At 60.1% G+C, this 17,545-nt stretch carries 19 protein-coding genes; 8 read left to right on the top strand and 11 right to left on the bottom strand.

The features are described 5' to 3' along the window. Positions 1 to 2: 2 nt before the first annotated feature. The 3 genes from ACGJAX_RS07600 (at position 3) to ntrC (ending at position 3,351) form a co-directional block, all read left to right on the top strand. Positions 3 to 518: a DUF4124 domain-containing protein gene (locus tag ACGJAX_RS07600; protein WP_390958192.1), complete on the top strand. Its 516-nt coding sequence runs from the start codon at positions 3 to 5 to the stop codon at positions 516 to 518. Between the two features lie 314 nt (positions 519 to 832). Further along, positions 833 to 1,918, top strand: a complete 1,086-nt coding sequence (gene glnL / locus ACGJAX_RS07595; RefSeq protein ID WP_090328065.1) for a nitrogen regulation protein NR(II) — start codon at positions 833 to 835, stop codon at positions 1,916 to 1,918. Continuing rightward, positions 1,915 to 3,351, top strand: a complete 1,437-nt coding sequence (gene ntrC / locus ACGJAX_RS07590; protein ID WP_090328062.1) for a nitrogen regulation protein NR(I) — start codon at positions 1,915 to 1,917, stop codon at positions 3,349 to 3,351. Before glnL ends, ntrC begins: the two co-directional genes overlap by 4 nt. Before the next feature lie 521 nt (positions 3,352 to 3,872). Here the strand turns inward: ntrC and ACGJAX_RS07585 are convergent. Beyond that, positions 3,873 to 4,313, bottom strand: a complete 441-nt coding sequence (locus ACGJAX_RS07585) for a hypothetical protein (RefSeq protein ID WP_390958190.1) — start codon at positions 4,311 to 4,313, stop codon at positions 3,873 to 3,875. On the opposite strand from ACGJAX_RS07585, the gene ACGJAX_RS07580 reads away from it, so the two are divergent. Then, complete coding sequence (locus ACGJAX_RS07580) at positions 4,312 to 4,767, top strand: TrmH family RNA methyltransferase (RefSeq protein WP_390958188.1); 456 nt, start codon at positions 4,312 to 4,314, stop codon at positions 4,765 to 4,767. The two genes, ACGJAX_RS07585 and ACGJAX_RS07580, sit on opposite strands and share 2 nt — an antisense overlap. Positions 4,768 to 4,875: 108 nt before the next feature. Here ACGJAX_RS07580 and secB read toward each other — a convergent pair whose 3' ends face one another. From secB to ACGJAX_RS07565, 3 genes are read right to left on the bottom strand one after another with little or no spacing between them, the layout of a single operon-like run. Further along, positions 4,876 to 5,361 carry a protein-export chaperone SecB gene (gene secB, locus ACGJAX_RS07575; RefSeq protein ID WP_090328053.1) on the bottom strand — a complete coding sequence of 162 codons (486 nt, stop codon included), beginning with the start codon at positions 5,359 to 5,361 and terminating at the stop codon, positions 4,876 to 4,878. A gap of 56 nt (positions 5,362 to 5,417) precedes the next feature. Further along, complete coding sequence (gene grxC / locus ACGJAX_RS07570; protein WP_008149430.1) at positions 5,418 to 5,672, bottom strand: glutaredoxin 3; 255 nt, start codon at positions 5,670 to 5,672, stop codon at positions 5,418 to 5,420. A gap of 1 nt (position 5,673) precedes the next feature. Beyond that, positions 5,674 to 6,087 (bottom strand): rhodanese-like domain-containing protein, encoded by a 414-nt coding sequence (locus ACGJAX_RS07565; protein WP_247256657.1) that lies wholly within the window; start codon positions 6,085 to 6,087, stop codon positions 5,674 to 5,676. A 153-nt stretch (positions 6,088 to 6,240) separates the two neighbouring features. Here ACGJAX_RS07565 and gpmI point away from each other — a divergent pair, with 153 nt between their 5' ends. The 4 genes from gpmI to ACGJAX_RS07545 all read left to right on the top strand — a co-directional run bounded on the left by gpmI (position 6,241) and on the right by ACGJAX_RS07545 (position 11,427). Next, a complete protein-coding gene (gene gpmI, locus ACGJAX_RS07560; protein WP_247256658.1) occupies positions 6,241 to 7,770 on the top strand; it encodes a 2,3-bisphosphoglycerate-independent phosphoglycerate mutase in 1,530 nt (509 codons plus the stop codon). Positions 7,771 to 7,999: 229 nt separating this feature from the next. Then, positions 8,000 to 9,295: a murein hydrolase activator EnvC gene (locus tag ACGJAX_RS07555; protein ID WP_090328046.1), complete on the top strand. Its 1,296-nt coding sequence runs from the start codon at positions 8,000 to 8,002 to the stop codon at positions 9,293 to 9,295. Positions 9,296 to 9,329: 34 nt separating this feature from the next. Beyond that, positions 9,330 to 10,649 (top strand): S41 family peptidase, encoded by a 1,320-nt coding sequence (locus tag ACGJAX_RS07550; RefSeq protein WP_090328043.1) that lies wholly within the window; start codon positions 9,330 to 9,332, stop codon positions 10,647 to 10,649. A gap of 1 nt (position 10,650) precedes the next feature. Then, the gene (locus tag ACGJAX_RS07545; protein ID WP_390958185.1) at positions 10,651 to 11,427 is read left to right on the top strand and encodes a divergent polysaccharide deacetylase family protein; all 777 of its coding nucleotides are present in this window, start codon (positions 10,651 to 10,653) and stop codon (positions 11,425 to 11,427) included. A gap of 110 nt (positions 11,428 to 11,537) precedes the next feature. Here the strand turns inward: ACGJAX_RS07545 and ACGJAX_RS07540 are convergent, their stop codons facing one another. The 7 genes from ACGJAX_RS07540 to ACGJAX_RS07510 form a co-directional block, all read right to left on the bottom strand. After that, positions 11,538 to 12,293 (bottom strand): transporter substrate-binding domain-containing protein, encoded by a 756-nt coding sequence (locus ACGJAX_RS07540; protein WP_390958183.1) that lies wholly within the window; start codon positions 12,291 to 12,293, stop codon positions 11,538 to 11,540. 79 nt (positions 12,294 to 12,372) lie between these two features. Next, complete coding sequence (gene hisF / locus ACGJAX_RS07535) at positions 12,373 to 13,143, bottom strand: imidazole glycerol phosphate synthase subunit HisF (RefSeq protein ID WP_007897430.1); 771 nt, start codon at positions 13,141 to 13,143, stop codon at positions 12,373 to 12,375. A gap of 9 nt (positions 13,144 to 13,152) precedes the next feature. Beyond that, entirely contained in the window at positions 13,153 to 13,890 is a 738-nt protein-coding gene (gene hisA, locus ACGJAX_RS07530) for a 1-(5-phosphoribosyl)-5-[(5-phosphoribosylamino)methylideneamino]imidazole-4-carboxamide isomerase (protein WP_090328037.1), read from the bottom strand. A gap of 42 nt (positions 13,891 to 13,932) precedes the next feature. Further along, a complete protein-coding gene (locus tag ACGJAX_RS07525) occupies positions 13,933 to 14,193 on the bottom strand; it encodes a DUF2164 domain-containing protein (protein WP_090328034.1) in 261 nt (86 codons plus the stop codon). Continuing rightward, positions 14,194 to 14,832, bottom strand: a complete 639-nt coding sequence (gene hisH, locus ACGJAX_RS07520; protein ID WP_090328031.1) for an imidazole glycerol phosphate synthase subunit HisH — start codon at positions 14,830 to 14,832, stop codon at positions 14,194 to 14,196. Beyond that, a complete protein-coding gene (gene hisB, locus ACGJAX_RS07515; RefSeq protein ID WP_047536319.1) occupies positions 14,832 to 15,425 on the bottom strand; it encodes an imidazoleglycerol-phosphate dehydratase HisB in 594 nt (197 codons plus the stop codon). The genes hisH and hisB overlap by 1 nt, the downstream gene beginning before the upstream one ends. 263 nt (positions 15,426 to 15,688) lie before the next feature. Further along, on the bottom strand, positions 15,689 to 17,353 hold the full coding sequence (locus ACGJAX_RS07510) for an OFA family MFS transporter (protein ID WP_247256662.1): 1,665 nt from the start codon (positions 17,351 to 17,353) through the stop codon (positions 15,689 to 15,691). Positions 17,354 to 17,545: the final 192 nt, after the last annotated feature.

Raw genomic sequence — 17,545 nt, 5'->3', positions numbered from 1 at the left:
GAATGCGGCCGTTTTTCATGCTTTTGCTGCTGTCGTTGGCTTTTCCCGTGATGGCTCAGATTTACAGATACGTCGATGCCGATGGCAACACCGGATACAGCAACCAGCCACCTGATGGCATTGAAGCTCATCCGGTCGAGCTGCCACCGCTCAACCGTGCCGAAAGCCAGCTGTCGGGAGAACCACAACCGCCTGCCAAAGCCAGCAGCCCCGAACAACCTCGCACCACTTATGAAGCACTGAAAATCACCGGCCTTCCCACCACCGAAGCCCTGCGCGCCAACGACGGCACCTTCACCGTCAACGTGCTGATCAAGCCACGCCTGCAGGGAGCGCATCAGCTCAGACTATGGCTGGACGATCAACCGTACGGCCAACCAGGCAACGTACCGGTCCTGCAACTGGTGAACATTGATCGCGGCCAGCATCGTATCGCCGTACAAGTGATCGACGGCGATGAGGTCGTGCAGCAAAGCCCGACCGTGACATTCACCGTGCAACGGGTGCACAAGCGTTGAAGGCCTGATGCTGATCGCTTGCCGGCTCACGCTCCCGTTATCGGGTCTTCAGCGGACTAGACGTCACCGAGAAGCGCCCCCTAAAGCTTTTTAACCTCGTTCAGCTTTGCGCACTATATTGGTGCGAATGGTTGCACTCACGTTGAAATCCAACCCATTTTGGTTCGAAAGTACCCGCGAAAGCTGGCAGAACGCCACGCAATCGAGCGTCAAACGCCTGTTTCAGGGGTTCGGCGCTTCTTTTCGGAGCCTTGGTTTGGTTTTTGCAGTTTCCTCGCATCAGCTTTTTATTCATGCGCCAAAAGAGGTCCTGAATGACCATCAGTGACGCACTACACCGCTTGCTACTCGACAACCTGACCACCGCGACCATCCTGCTCGATGCCGAATTGCGCCTTGAGTACATGAACCCGGCCGCGGAAATGCTCCTGGCCATCAGTGGCCAGCGCAGCCATGGGCAGTTCATCAGCGAGCTGTTCACCGAGTCCACCGAGGCCCTGAACTCCTTGCGCCAGGCGGTGCAGCAGGCGCATCCGTTCACCAAGCGCGAAGCGATGCTCACCGCCCTCACCGGCCAGACCCTGACGGTCGATTACGCGGTCACGCCGATCCTGAGCAACGGCGATACCCTGCTGCTGCTCGAAGTCCATCCCCGTGATCGCTTGCTGCGGATCACCAAGGAAGAAGCGCAGCTGTCGAAACAGGAAACCAGCAAAATGCTGGTGCGTGGCCTGGCCCACGAAATCAAGAATCCGCTGGGCGGGATTCGCGGTGCCGCTCAATTGCTGGCTCGCGAGCTGCCGGAAGAAAGCCTGCGCGACTACACCAACGTGATCATTGAAGAAGCCGACCGCCTGCGTAACCTCGTGGACCGCATGCTCGGCTCCAACAAGCTGCCGTCGCTGGCCATGTGCAACGTCCATGAAGTGCTGGAACGTGTCTGCCATCTGGTCGAGGCCGAAAGCCAGGGCTGCATCACTTTGGTGCGCGACTACGACCCAAGCATTCCAGACGTCCTGATCGACCGCGAACAAATGATTCAGGCCGTGCTGAACATCGTGCGCAATGCAATGCAAGCCATCAGCAGCCAGAACGAGCTGCGCCTGGGCCGCATCACCCTGCGCACCCGCGCCATGCGCCAATTCACCATCGGCCATGTGCGCCATCGCCTGGTGACCAAGATCGAAATCATCGACAACGGTCCGGGCATTCCTGCGGAACTACAGGAAACCATTTTCTTTCCCATGGTCAGCGGCCGTCCGGACGGTACCGGGCTGGGCCTGGCCATCACCCAGAACATCATCAGCCAGCACCAGGGCCTGATCGAGTGTGACAGCCACCCAGGCCACACCACTTTCTCGATCTTTCTGCCACTGGAACAAGGAGCCACATCGACATGAGCCGTAGTGAAACCGTGTGGATCGTCGATGACGACCGTTCTATCCGTTGGGTCCTGGAAAAAGCCTTGCAGCAAGAAGGCATGACCACGCAAAGCTTCGACAGCGCCGATGGCGTGATGAGCCGCCTGGCTCGCCAGCAGCCGGATGTGATCATCTCCGACATCCGCATGCCGGGCGCCAGTGGCCTGGACCTTCTGGCACGGATTCGCGAACAGCACCCACGGCTGCCAGTGATCATCATGACGGCGCATTCCGATCTGGACAGCGCTGTCGCGTCTTATCAGGGCGGTGCATTCGAATACCTGCCCAAGCCGTTCGATGTCGACGAGGCGGTGTCCCTGGTCAAGCGCGCCAACCAGCACGCCCAGGAACAGCAAGGTTTCGAAGTCGCCCCGACCCTGACCCGCACCCCGGAAATCATTGGCGAAGCGCCGGCGATGCAGGAAGTGTTTCGCGCCATCGGGCGCTTGAGCCACTCCAACATCACCGTGCTGATCAATGGCGAATCGGGTACCGGTAAAGAACTGGTGGCCCACGCCCTGCATCGGCACAGCCCGCGCGCGGCGTCGCCGTTCATTGCGCTGAACATGGCGGCGATCCCCAAAGACCTGATGGAATCCGAGCTGTTCGGCCACGAGAAAGGCGCCTTCACCGGCGCGGCCAACCTGCGGCGCGGACGCTTCGAGCAAGCGGACGGCGGCACGCTGTTCCTCGACGAGATCGGCGATATGCCGGCGGACACCCAGACCCGTCTCCTGCGGGTACTGGCCGATGGCGAGTTCTATCGCGTCGGTGGCCACGTGCCGGTGAAGGTCGATGTGCGAATCATCGCCGCAACACACCAGAATTTGGAAACCCTGGTGCACGCCGGGAAATTCCGTGAGGACTTGTTCCACCGCCTCAATGTGATCCGCATTCACATTCCACGCCTGTCGGATCGTCGCGAAGACATCCCGACCCTGGCCAAGCATTTCCTCAGCCGTGCAGCACAGGAGCTGGCCGTCGAGCCGAAGCTGCTGAAAAACGAAACCGAGGAATACCTGAAAAACCTGCCATGGCCGGGCAACGTGCGTCAGCTGGAGAACACTTGCCGCTGGATCACCGTCATGGCTTCCGGCCGCGAAGTGCACATCGGCGACTTGCCGCCGGAACTGCTGAGCCTGCCTCAGGATTCGGCACCGGTGACCAATTGGGAGCAGGCGTTGCGCCAATGGGCTGATCAGGCGCTGGCACGTGGCCAGTCGAGCCTGCTTGACAGCGCGGTGCCGGCGTTCGAACGGATCATGATCGAGACCGCCCTCAAGCACACCGCCGGCCGTCGTCGCGATGCCGCCGTTTTGTTGGGCTGGGGTCGCAATACCCTGACTCGCAAGATCAAGGAGCTGGGGATGAAGGTCGATGGCGGGGATGATGATGAGGGGGATGAGGGCTAAACAGCCTTTAGCTCTTCGCTGATCGTCAGATCCAATCGCGGGCAAGCCCGCTCCCGCAGGGTTTGCGCAGATCCTGTCGGAGCGGGCTTGCCCGCGATGCTTTTAGGACGAGTGTGCACCGCCGCAATGCACCGTGACCCGCAATCGCGCACGGCAACTGATCTGAAATCCCGCCTGTTTTCGCAATCGAACCCCTATCGAAAAAACACGAAAGCCCCGAAATACGGGGCTTCTAGCGCTATCCGACGGATATCTGTTTCATTTTGTTAAAACCTGGCACGCCCCCTGCAATAGTCCATTCAGTGATTCAGTTCACTACCCAGTTTTGGGGACCTTGGTACAGGCAGGCCGGGGATTCCCCTCTTTACACCGGGCTCACACCGCACTAGCGACGAGCCGCCGTTTTGGGGTCCTTGGTACAGGCAGGCCGGGGATTCCCTCTTTACACCGGATTCACGTCGCAATGCGCGAATCCTCCCGTTTCGGGAACCTTGGTACAGGCAGGCCGGGGATTCCCTCTTTTATTGCTCTCGGAGATTGATCTCCAGCCGCCAGCGGTCATCAACCTCGCTACCGGCCCAGTCACCCTGCAGGGGCCGGGCCGCCACCAGCGTCAGCACCAACCCCCCATCACTCAAACGCGTTCGCCAGTTCACGTCCTTGCCATTGAGCTTGAGCTGACCCTTTTGCACCTTGCCTTCGGCTTCGAACAACAACGCGATACTGCCATCGACGATCTCGCCATGGGTCTTGGGTTCATTGTTGAACCAGACCACCAGCCCGTTATCCACCACTTCGATCTGCTGCAATTCGCTGGGGTCAGGCGTGGTCAGGCGACCGATCATCATGCCAACCATCACCCCGACAATTGCCAGCGAAGCCATCACACGCGGGAATAGTTTCGAACGAGGGTCGGCTTGCGGCGTAGAATGCCGCTCATCTTTACCTTCGGAGCCGTGCATGTTTCACGTCATCCTCTTCCAACCGGAAATTCCGCCGAATACCGGCAACGTTATCAGGCTGTGCGCCAACAGCGGCTGCCACCTGCATTTGATCGAACCGCTGGGCTTCGAGATGGACGACAAGCGCCTGCGCCGGGCCGGCCTCGACTATCACGAGTATGCCACCCTGCAACGCCACCCTGACCTGGCCAGTTGCCTGGAAAGCCTCGGCCATCCACGGGTGTTCGCGTTCACCACCAAAGGTTCGCGACCATTCCACGATGCCAGTTTCGTCGAGGGCGATGCGTTCCTGTTCGGTCCGGAAAGCCGCGGTTTGCCCGTCGAAGTACTGGACGCCCTGCCCGCCGAACAACGCCTGCGCCTGCCGATGCGCGAAGGCTGTCGTAGCCTGAACCTGTCCAACACCGTGGCCGTGGCCGTGTACGAAGCGTGGCGCCAGAACGGCTTCAAGTAACCTGAGCATCTTTTTCGCCTGACAGAAACAATCGCGGGCAAGCCCGCTCCCACAGGATTGTGCAAAACCTGTGGGAGCGGGCTTGCCCGCGATTTTCAGCAAGGCAACTTATTGAACGGTTGGAGTCTCGCCAGCCGCCTGCATGCGATGCAGTTCTTGTGCGTACAGCGCGTCGAAGTTCACCGGGGCCAGCATCAGCGCCGGGAACGATCCACGGGTCACCAGGCTGTCCAGGGTTTCGCGAGCGTACGGGAACAGGATGTTCGGGCAGAACGCGCCGAGGGTATGGCTCATCGAGGCGTCGTCCAGGTTCTTGATCAGGAAGATCCCGGCCTGTTGCACTTCAGCGATGAACGCCACTTCGTCACCGTTCTTCACGGTGACCGACAGGGTCAGCACGACTTCATGGAAATCGTTTTCCAGAGCCTTTTGACGGGTGTTCAGATCCAGACCGACGCTCGGCTCCCACTGCTGGCGGAAGATTGCCGGGCTTTTCGGGGCTTCGAAGGACAGGTCACGCACATAAATGCGCTGCAAGGAGAATTGCGGTGCAGTTTCTTCTTCGTTCGCAGCAGTGTTCTGTTGGTCAGTCATCGCAGATCCTTCTTGATCCATGGGTCTTTTAGGTTTGCTTGTTTTGAATACGGCAGTCAGGCCTTGAGCATCGCATCGAGCTTGCCGGCGCGCTCCAGGGCGAACAAATCATCACAACCGCCAACGTGGGTGCTACCGATCCAGATCTGCGGCACGGACGTACGTCCGGCTTTCTGAGCCATTGCGGCACGCACCTGCGGCTTGCCATCGACCTTGATCTCTTCGAAGGCCACGCCTTTGTTCTCGAGCAGGTACTTGGCTCGCGAGCAATAAGGGCAGTAATCGCTGGAATAGACGACGACGTTGCTCATATCACTTCACCAGCGGCAGATTGTCAGCTTTCCAGCTGGAAACGCCACCGGACAATTTGGCAGCGGTGAAGCCGGATTTCATCAGCTCGCGAGCGTGAGTGCCGGCGGTCTGGCCCAGGGCATCGACCAGAATGATGGTCTTGGCCTTGTGTTTTTCCAGCTCGCCGATGCGGGCGGCCAGTTTGTCCTGGGGAATGTTCAGCGCGCCAACAATGTGACCCGCAGCGAAATCCTTGCTCGGACGGATGTCGACCACCACGCCGGCGTCTTTGTTGACCAGTGCGGTCAGTTCGCCGGTGCTCAGGCTACGGCCGCCGCCTTGCATTTGATAGGCCAACAGCAGGGCCGCCAGTACGACGAAAATACCGACGAGAATGTAGTGGTTAGTGGCAAATTCAATCAGGTGAGCAACCATCGAAGGAGGTTCCAGGGCGTTAAAATGTCGGCCAGTATACACAGCCACCAAGGTGGGCCAAACCCCGTCCGGCGGTGACGCCGCAGGAACTTCGCTTTAAACTGCCACTCCCTTTTCCATCACCCCTTTTTATCTCAGCCACGAGTGGATTCCATGACTACCACGCCTAAACCTTTGGTCCTGATGATTCTCGACGGCTTCGGTCACAGTGAAAGCCATGAAGGCAATGCCATCTATGCCGCCAGGAAGCCCGTACTCGACCGCCTGTGGGCCACCGTGCCGAACGGCCTGATCTCGGGTAGCGGCATGGACGTCGGCCTGCCGGATGGTCAGATGGGCAACTCCGAAGTTGGCCACATGAACCTCGGCGCCGGCCGCGTGGTGTATCAGGACTTCACTCGCGTGACCAAATCGATCCGCGACGGTGAGTTCTTCGAGAACCCGACCATCTGTGCCGCAGTGGACAAAGCCGTTGCCGCCGGTAAAGCCGTGCACTTCATGGGCCTGCTGTCCGATGGCGGCGTGCACAGCCACCAGGATCACCTGGTTGCCATGGCTGAGCTGGCCGCCAAGCGCGGTGCGGAAAAAATCTACCTGCACGCCTTCCTCGACGGCCGCGATACCCCACCGAAAAGCGCGCAATCGTCTATCGAACTGCTGGACGCTACCTTCCAGGCATTGGGCAAGGGCCGCATCGCCAGCCTCATCGGTCGTTATTTCGCCATGGACCGTGACAATCGCTGGGACCGCGTATCCCAGGCCTACAACCTGATTGTCGATGGCCAGGGCGAATTCAACTCCGCTACTGCCCAGGAAGGCCTGCAAGCCGCCTACGAGCGGGGCGAGAGCGACGAATTCGTCAAAGCCACCTCCATCGGTGAGCCGGTCAAAGTCGAAGACGGCGACGCCGTGGTGTTCATGAACTTCCGCGCCGACCGCGCCCGCGAGCTGACCCGGGTGTTCGTTGAAGACGATTTCAAGGAGTTCGAGCGCGCGCGCCAGCCAAAACTGGCCGGCTTCGTGATGCTGACCCAATACGCCGCCAGCATTCCCGCACCAGCAGCCTTCGCCGCCGGCAGCCTGGAAAACGTGCTGGGCGACTACCTGGCGAAAAACGGCAAGACTCAGCTGCGCATCGCTGAAACCGAGAAGTACGCTCACGTGACTTTCTTCTTCTCCGGCGGTCGCGAAGAACCGTTTCCGGGCGAAGAACGCATCCTGATCCCGTCGCCAAAAGTCGCCACCTACGACTTGCAACCCGAGATGAGCGCGCCGGAAGTGACGGATCGCATCGTCGATGCCATCGAACACCAGCGTTATGACGTGATTGTGGTCAATTACGCCAACGGCGACATGGTTGGCCACAGTGGCGTGTTCGAAGCCGCGGTAAAAGCCGTTGAATGCCTGGACCAGTGCGTCGGCCGTATCGTCGAAGCCCTGGAAAAAGTCGGTGGCGAAGCGCTGATCACCGCCGACCACGGCAATGTAGAACAAATGTCCGATGAATCCACCGGTCAGGCGCACACCGCGCACACCACCGAGCCGGTGCCGTTTATCTACGTTGGCAAGCGTGACCTGAAGGTCCGCGAAGGCGGCGTGCTGGCGGATGTGGCGCCGACCATGCTGAAACTGCTGGGCCTGGAAAAACCGGCGGAAATGACCGGGACTTCGATTCTGGTGTAATCCACCCGTTCAAACCCTGCAAAACCCTGTGGGAGCGAGCCTGCTCGCGATAGCAATTTGACATCCAGCACCCATGTTGAATGTACCGATGCAATCGCGAGCAGGCTCGCTCCCACATTGGTTTGTAGTGTTTTCCGGGCCAGTTATCACACAGCCCCAATTGGGCGTTTTTTTTGCGGCGTGGGGCGGGCATACTAGGCCGTCCCTTTCCCTGGTGTCGCCCGCCTCTATGCTTCGCGTCCTGATAGCCCTCGCTCTGACTTGCCTGCTCCAACCGGCCTTTGCTGACGAGCGCGCGCAAACCCAACAGCAGCTGGACGCCACGCGCCAGGACATTGCCGAGCTGAAAAAAATGCTGGGCAAGCTGCAGGAAGAAAAATCCGGTGTGCAGAAAGACCTCAAGGGCACCGAGACCGAAATGGGCAAGCTCGAGAAGCAGGTTGAAACCCTGCAAAAAGAGCTGAAGAAGAGCGAATCCGAGCTGCAGCGGCTCGATGCAGAGAAAAAAAAACTCCAGAGCGCGCGCACTGAACAGCAACGACTGATCGCCATCCAGGCCCGCGCGGCCTACCAGAATGGCCGTCAGGAATACCTCAAGCTGCTGCTCAACCAGCAGAACCCCGAGAAATTCGCCCGTACCCTCACCTATTACGACTACCTGAGCCAGGCCCGCCTGGAACAGCTGAAGAACTTCAATGAAACCCTGCGCCAGCTGGCCAATGTCGAAAAAGACATTGCCGCCCAGCAAGCGCAATTGCTGGTGCAACAAAGCAGCCTGGAAACCCAGCGCGGCGAACTCGAGAAGGTTCGCCAGGAGCGCCAGCAAGTCCTGGCCAAGCTCAATGACGACGTCAAGGCGCGCGACCAGAAACTGGCCGCCCGCGAGCAGGATCAGGCAGACCTGTCTAAAGTCCTTAAAACCATCGAGGAAACCCTGGCTCGCCAGGCTCGTGAGGCTGAAGAAGCGCGGCAAAAGGCGCTGATAGCCCAGCAGGAAGCCGAAAAAAAGCGTTTACGTGAGGCCCAGGCGCAGGCGGAAGCCACCGATGACGCCCCACGCAAACCCGTTAAATCGACACCCGGCGCGCTGGTTTCAAGCTCAGGCGAGACCTTTGGCGGCCCATTTGCGTCAACCCGAGGCAAACTTCCATGGCCTGTCGACGGTCGACTGTTGGCACGCTTCGGTGAAAGCCGTGGCGACGATGCCCGGACCAAGTGGGACGGCGTGATGATCGGCGCCGCAGCCGGCAGTGCGGTGCATGCAGTGCATGGCGGCCGTGTGGTGTTCGCCGACTGGCTGCGCGGTGCCGGGCTGCTGGTGATTCTCGACCACGGCAACGGTTTTTTGAGTCTTTACGGTCACAACCAGACGCTGCTCAAGTCTGCGGGTGACGTGGTAAAAGCCGGTGAGTCCATCTCCACTGTCGGTAACAGTGGCGGGCAGGACACACCAGCGCTGTATTTTGCTATTCGTCAGCAGGGTCACCCGAGTGATCCGGCGCAATGGTGCCGCGCGCAAGGATAGGCGTTGAGTCACCTACATTAGGAGTTCGTTCGACATGCTGCATTTGTCCCGCCTTACCTCGCTGGCCCTGACGATCGCCCTGGTGATCGGCGCGCCATTGGCGTTCGCCGCTCAACCGGCCCCGGCCGTCGCGCCCGCTGGCACTGCCGCGACCACCAAGGCACCGTTGCCCCTGGAAGAGTTGCGCACCTTTGCCGAGGTCATGGATCGGATCAAAGCCGCCTATGTCGAGCCGGTAGACGACAAGACCCTGTTGGAAAACGCCATCAAGGGCATGCTCAGCAATCTTGACCCGCACTCCGCCTATCTGGGCCCGGAAGACTTCGCTGAACTGCAGGAAAGCACCAGCGGCGAATTCGGTGGCCTGGGCATCGAAGTCGGCGCCGAAGACGGTTTCATCAAGGTGGTATCGCCTATTGATGACACCCCGGCATCCAAGGCTGGCATTCAGGCGGGCGACTTCATCGTCAAGATCAACGGCCAACCGACTCGCGGCCAGAGCATGACCGAAGCCGTGGACAAGATGCGCGGCAAGATCGGTCAGAAAATCACCCTGACCCTGGTCCGTGATGGCGGTACGCCGTTCGACGTGACCCTGGCCCGCGCCATCATTCAAGTGAAGAGCGTGAAGAGCCAGTTGCTGGAGTCCGGCTACGGCTACATCCGCATCACCCAATTTCAGGTCAAGACCGGCGAAGAGGTCTCCAAGGCCCTGGCCAAGCTGCGCAAAGACAACGGCAAGAAGCTCAACGGCATCATTCTCGACCTGCGCAACAACCCTGGCGGCGTACTGCAAGCGGCGGTGGAAGTGGTCGACCACTTCATCACCAAAGGCCTGATCGTCTACACCAAGGGCCGTATCGCCAACTCCGAACTGCGCTTCTCGGCCACTGGCAAAGACGAAAGCGAAGCCGTGCCAATGGTCGTGCTGATCAACGGCGGCAGCGCCTCGGCTTCGGAAATCGTCGCCGGCGCCCTGCAGGATCAAAAACGCGCCGTACTGATGGGCACCACCAGTTTCGGCAAAGGCTCGGTACAGACCGTGTTGCCACTGAATAACGACCGTGCGCTGAAGATCACCACGGCGCTGTATTACACGCCGAACGGCCGCTCGATCCAGGCTCAAGGCATCGTGCCGGACATCGAAGTGCGCAAGGCCAAGATCACCAACGAGCAGGACAGCGACTACTTCAAGGAAGCCGATCTGCAAGGCCACCTGGGCAATGGCAACGGCGGTGCCGACAAACCGACCGGTTCCAGCGGCAAGGCCAAGCCGATGCCGCAGGACGACGACTACCAACTGGCCCAGGCCCTGAGCCTGCTCAAAGGGCTGAGCATTACGTCCGGCCGTTGAGATGCGTCTGCGGTTCATTCTCGGCCTGATGTGTTGTCTGGCGGGCGCTGCCCATGCAGCGCCCGAGACGCCAACGCCGCAAAAGGCCTATCTCAGTCTGATCATCGATGACCTGGGGCAGAACCTGCCCCGGGATCGCCGTGTGCTGGCACTGCCCGGCCCGGTGACCACGGCGATCATGCCCGACACCCCTCACGCCAGCGAATTCGCCCGCGAGGCCCACCGCGCCGGCAAAATCGTCATCTTGCACATGCCCATGGACCCCGCCACCGGCCCGTTCGCCTGGCACCCCGAACTGCCCATCGAAGAGCTTGAGAAACGCCTGGACGCCGCCTTCAAAGCGGTGCCTTACACCGCCGGAATCAACAACCACATGGGCAGCCGCATGACCGCTCAGCAACCGGCGATGACGTGGTTGATGGCGAACTTGCAGGGTCGGCACAAATTCTTCGTCGACAGCCGCACCAGCGCACAGACCGTGGCGGCCGCCGAAGCGCAAAAGATCGGCCTGGCGAGTGTTTCCCGGGATGTGTTCCTGGACGATGAACGCACTGAGGCAGCAATCCTCACGCAGCTCCAGACAGCGATCAGCCTGGCGCACAAACAGGGTTCGGCGGTCATGATCGGGCATCCTTATCCGCAGACGCTGGCGGTGCTTGAGCGTGAGCTGCCCAAGCTCAAGGCGCAGGGCATCGACTGGATCGATATCAAGCAGATGATCAGTGTGCGCAGCAATCGGGCGACGGCTGCGCATGGCAAGGATGGGGTGTACCGCTGATGGACCGCACCCTGTAGCCGGCTCGCTGGCGAATCGGCCTTGAGCCTTGCATTGCCCTTTCGGCCGCCATCGCTGGCAAGCCAGCTCTTACAAGGATGTATTGGCTGTCGCTACAGATACCGCGCCATGATCTCGTCGACCTTGCCTTCCTTGCGCAGCTGATCCAGTGCCGCCTGAAGCTTGGCCACCATTTCGTCCGACACATCCTTGTTCAACGCCAGGTACAACTCGGCGCTGTTGAACCGCAACACGGTCTTGAGCCCGTTCACACCTTCCTGACGCGCCAGGTAGCGCCCGGCGGGATCGCCCGTAGCCCACAGATCGATCTGGCCGTTGACCAGCTTCCTGGCGTTGTCCTGATCGCGCAGCACCACGACGGGGTTGAGCCCCTGCTTGGCCAGTGTCTCGGCGATGGCGTCGCCCTTGTAGGCGCCAATCCTGTACTTGCGGGCGTCATCCAGGGTTTCGAGGGTGATTGGGCTGTCAGCCTTGGCCAGCATGATCCAGTCGTCCGGACCAATAGGGCCAACCCACTTGAAGAGCTTTTCGCGATCGGGCAGCCGCGCCATGACGAACACGCCGTAGCCGGGTTTTTCCAGGGTGAGTTTGTAGATTCGCTCCCAGGGGAAGCGCAGCGTCAGGCTGTAGGTAATTTCGGCGCGCTTGAAGATTTCACGGACGATGTCCGTAGCGATGCCATTGATGTTTTCGTCCTGCGCGAAGTTCTTGCCGTTCTTCGCCATGTTGTACGGTGGGAAGTTTTCCGTCAGCAACACCATGTCGCTGCCGGGATTGTCCGCCGCCTGCACTCCACTGAAGAACAACAGGCTAGCGCTGGCGAGGACAAGAAGAAGGCGTTTAAACATTGTCTGGCTACCGAAATCCATGGCGTACCCAAGAGTGCCTTGAGCCCGCCATGATGTCCACTGGCCTGCATCGGTTTGTTTAGCGCATCACAATTCCGCGATGGGCCATATAAGCCTTGGCTTCCTGCACAGTGTATTCGCCGAAATGGAAGATACTCGCCGCCAACACCGCACTGGCGTGGCCTTCGAGGATTCCGTCGGCCAGGTGTTGCAGATTGCCGACGCCGCCGGAAGCGATCACCGGAATCCCCAGCGCATCGCTGATGGCGCGGGTGACGCCCAGGTCGAAGCCGTTTTTCATGCCATCCTGATCCATGCTGGTCAGCAGGATCTCGCCGGCCCCCAGGCCTTCCATTTTCTTCGCCCATTCAACCGCGTCGAGACCGGTCGGCTTGCGCCCGCCGTGGGTGAAGATTTCCCAGCGCGGGGTTTCGCCCGGACCGGAAACCTTCTTCGCATCGATTGCGACGACGATGCACTGCGAGCCGAAATGCTGCGCCGCTTCACCGACGAATTCCGGGTTGAACACCGCCGCAGTGTTGATCGACACCTTGTCCGCACCGGCATTGAGCAGGTTGCGAATGTCCTGCACGGTGCGCACGCCACCGCCCACGGTCAGCGGGATGAACACCTGGCTGGCCATGCGCTCGACGGTATGCAGCGTGGTGTCGCGACCATCGACGCTGGCGGTGATGTCGAGAAAGGTAATCTCGTCCGCGCCCTGCTCGTCGTAGCGACGGGCGATTTCCACCGGGTCACCGGCGTCGCGGATGTTTTCGAATTTCACACCCTTGACCACCCGGCCGTTGTCCACGTCCAGGCAAGGGATGATGCGTTTGGCCAGCGCCATGGTCAGTCCTCAGCCTTTGTACGAATCGCAGAAAGCTTGCGCTTCAGCGACGTCGAGAGTGCCTTCGTAGATCGCCCGGCCAGTGATGGCACCGATGATGCCTGGCGCCTTGGCGTCGAGCAGCGTCTTGATGTCGCCCAGGTTGTGGATGCCACCGGACGCGATCACCGGGATCCTGGTCGCAGCGGCCAGCGCGGCGGTAAACGGTACGTTGCAGCCCTGCATCATGCCGTCTTTGGCGATGTCGGTATAAACGATGGCGGACACACCGTCGGCTTCAAACTGCTTGGCCAGGTCGATGACCTGAATGGTGCTGATTTCCGCCCAGCCGTCGGTGGCGACGAAACCATCCTTGGCGTCCAGGCCGACGATCACCTTGCCTGGGAACGCACGGCAGGCTTCGGCCACGAACGCCGGATCTTTCACGGCCTTGGTGCCGATGATCACGTAGCTCACGCCCGCTTTCACGTAGTGCTCGATGGTTTCCAGGGAACGGATACCGCCGCCGATCTGGATCGGCAGGTTCGGGTAGCGCTTGGCGATGGCGGTAACCACTTCGCCGTTGACCGGCTGGCCTTCGAAGGCACCGTTCAGGTCGACCAGATGCAGCCGACGGCAACCGCCCTCCACCCACTTGGCAGCCATGCTCACCGGGTCATCGGAGAACACCGTGGAATCTTCCATGCGGCCCTGGCGCAGACGAACACAGGCACCGTCTTTAAGATCGATAGCGGGAATAATCAGCATCTGGCAAACCTTCAGAATTGAATGTTCAGCTTGGCTCGGAAATCAGTTTTTCTCGAGCGCCCACAGGTCGCTTTCGATGCTTTCGAACCTCTCTTTGAGGTGCGTCTGCACATCGAAAATCGCCCTGTTGTAATAGTGCGGAGCAATTTCACGGGTAAACAGCTCAAGAATCTCAGCCGCCTCGAATGTGCCGAGGTCGAGTTCGAAGCGGTCTTCCATGAAACGCTTGATCTTGCTGTTGGCCTCATTCTCCTGCTCGGGGGTGAGCGTGAGGATCGGCGGCCTGGATTTCTTGACGGCCATTTACCAGCGACCGTCCCACGCAGCGAAGTTCTGCAGCAACTGCAGGCCATGGGTATGGCTCTTCTCCGGGTGGAACTGCACGGCGAAACGCGAGCCATCGGCCAGCGCCGCGGCGAAATCGACACCGTAATGACCACCGCCCACCACCTGCCGCGGGTTGGCGGCAGCGATGTAGTAGCTGTGCACGAAGTAGAACCGCGCCAGATCCGGAATGTTGTGCCACAGCGGGTGACTCACCGTCTGCTTCACTTCGTTCCAGCCCATGTGCGGGACTTTCAGGTGTTCGCCGTCTTCATGCAGGTCTTTGCCGAAGAACTTCACCGCGCCCGGGAACAGGCCGATGCAGTCGACGCCGTCGTTCTCTTCGCTGGTGTCGAGCAAGGCTTGCATGCCGACACAGATGCCGAGGAATGGACGGTCCTGGCTGACTTCACGCACCAGCGAGTCGAAGCCCAGGCGACGGATCTCCGCCATGCAATCGCGAATTGCGCCGACGCCGGGGAAAACCACCCGGTCGGCTTCGCGAATCACATTCGCATCGCTGGTGATCAGGACCTTGCCGGCACCGACATGCTCGAGGGCCTTGGCCACCGAGTGCAGGTTGCCCATGCCGTAATCGATAACCGCGACTGTCTGCATTACAGGACGCCCTTGGTCGATGGCATTTGACCGGCCATGCGGTCATCGAGCTCGACGGCCATGCGCAGGGCACGGCCGAAGGCCTTGAACACGGTTTCGATCTGGTGGTGGGTGTTGTGGCCACGCAGGTTGTCGATGTGCAGGGTGACGTTGGCGTGATTGACGAAGCCCTGGAAGAATTCCTGGAACAGGTCAACGTCGAAGCCGCCGACAGTCGCGCGGGTATAGGGAACATGCATCTGCAGGCCAGGACGGCCGGAGAAGTCGATCACCACGCGCGACAGCGCTTCATCGAGCGGCACGTAGGCGTGACCGTAGCGACGGATGCCTTTCTTGTCGCCGATGGCTTTGGTGAATGCCTGACCCAGGGTGATACCGACATCTTCCACGGTGTGGTGATCATCGATATGCAGGTCGCCTTTACTGACGATATCCAGGTCGATCAGCCCGTGACGGGCGATCTGGTCGAGCATGTGCTCAAGAAAAGGGACACCGATCTCAAATCGGGCCTTTCCGGTGCCATCCAGGTTGATCGAGGCTTTGATCTGGGTTTCCAGAGTGTCGCGCTCGACAGACGCCTTACGTTCGGCCATCACCAGCTCCGCAAAATCATTGGGCGAAAAAGGCAACCATTATAGGGGCGCGGGCCGGAAACAGAAACACGGGAGGTGATATCGCTGACGGAGTGAATCCGGGGGTGTCGGCGATGTACATGTCCATACAAGCCATTTTAAGGTCACATAAAACCAATGCGGGAGCGAGCCTGCTCGCGAAGAGGCCCTCACATTCAACATCTCTGTCGACTGTCAGGCCGCATTCGCGAGCAGGCGCGCTCCCACAAGGGAAATACGCTGACTTAGTGGAACAACACTGCCGTCTTCTGCAGGGTCACCCAAACACCCCACGCCAACGGAATCCCCACTACCAACCAAGCGGCAATCGCCAACGGCTTGGAGCCCGCCGCGGCTTTCCACTCCAGCACGGTGCTGCTGTCAGCGCCCTTGTCGTGACCCAGTGCCTGTTCGGCGGCCAGTTCGGCGTCGGTCATGAAGTACTTGTCGGCCACCGGGCGCACCAGCAGGTTGCACAGGAAGCCCAGCACCAGAAGGCCAGCGAGGATGTACAAGGTGATGTCATAGGCCGCCGCACGCTCAACGCCAATGCTCAGCTGATATTCGCGCAGGTAGTTCACCAATACCGGCCCCAACACGCCCGCCGCCGCCCATGCGGTCAACAGGCGACCGTGGATCGCGCCGACCATTTGCGTGCCGAACAGGTCAGCCAGGTAAGCCGGCACCGTTGCGAAACCACCGCCGTACATCGACAGAATGATGCAGAACGCCGCCACGAACAGCGCAACGTTGCCCAAATGACCGAGGTTCGGGATCAGCGCATACAGGGCAAAGCCCAGGGCGAAGAACACGAAGTAGGTGTTTTTACGCCCCAGATAGTCCGAGAACGAAGCCCAGAAGAAGCGGCCCCCGATGTTGAACAGGCTCAGCAGACCGGTGAAGCCAGCAGCGATCGCGGCGATCGAAGCCAATTGCGCAGCGTCCAGCTGACCAAACGTCAGCCCGTTACCCAGCAACTTGCCGGCGAACACTTCCTGCAACAGAGGCGAAGCCATGCCCAGGATGCCGATACCGGCGGAAACGTTCAGGCACAGCACCAGCCACACCAGACGGAATTGCGGGGTCTTCCACGCCACATTCACGTGAACATGACGATGAGTGATCATCGCATTCGAGGCTTTCTTCACCGGAGCGGTCCAGCCTTCAGGCTTCCAGCCGGTTGGCGGCACGCGGTAGGACAAGGCGCCACCGATCATGAACACGAAATAGATCGCGGCCATCACCAGAAAGCTCTGCCACACGCCGACACTGGTAGGCGAGGCGAAATGCCCCATCAGCGCTGCAGCCAGCGGTGCACCGACCATCGCGCCGCCGCCAAAACCCATGATCGCCATGCCGGTGGCCATGCCGCGCTTGTCCGGGAACCATTTGATCAGGGTCGACACCGGCGAGATGTAACCCAGGCCCAGGCCGATACCACCAATCACGCCGGAGCCGATCCACATCAGCCAGATCTGGTGCGTGTACACACCCAGCGCCGAAATCAGCAGACCGCCACACCAGCACAGCGCCGACACAACGCCAGCCTTGCGCGGCCCGGCATGTTCCAGCCAGCCACCCCAGATCGCGGCCGAGCAACCCAGGAAGATGAAGAACAGTGTATAGATCCAGCCGAGCATCGAGATCGGCCAGTCGCATTGCGAAGAAAAGACTTGAGCGATAAAGCTCATGTCCGGCGCGCAAGCCACCGGAGCGGTGATTCCCAAAGCCTTGGACAGTGGCAACCAGAACACCGAGAAGCCGTAGGCCATGCCGATGCACAAGTGGATGGCCAGCGCGGCCGGTGGTACCAGCCAACGGTTGAAACCGGGCTTGGCGATAATGCGTTCCTTGGACAGGAACGCGGATCGATCGGCCGTTACGCCGTCCGCCGTAATGCTCGTGGTCATTGTGTATCCCCCAATTATTAGTATGGTTCCTCAGCCACTCTTCACCCCTCCAGCCTTGAGTGCACACAGGCATGACCGTTTTTTTCGGGTGAAACTCCCTTTCGGTGCGACATCTCGCCGCAGAAGGACCGACGAACGGACGAAGGTTACCATTTGCAAGTGACAGAAATACCAAACTGACATCACGTTTTG

Source organism: Pseudomonas moorei (assembly GCF_042846945.1).
GTDB classification, from domain to species: Bacteria; Pseudomonadota; Gammaproteobacteria; order Pseudomonadales; family Pseudomonadaceae; genus Aquipseudomonas; species Aquipseudomonas moorei.
This window is presented reverse-complemented; position numbering and strand designations above follow the sequence as displayed.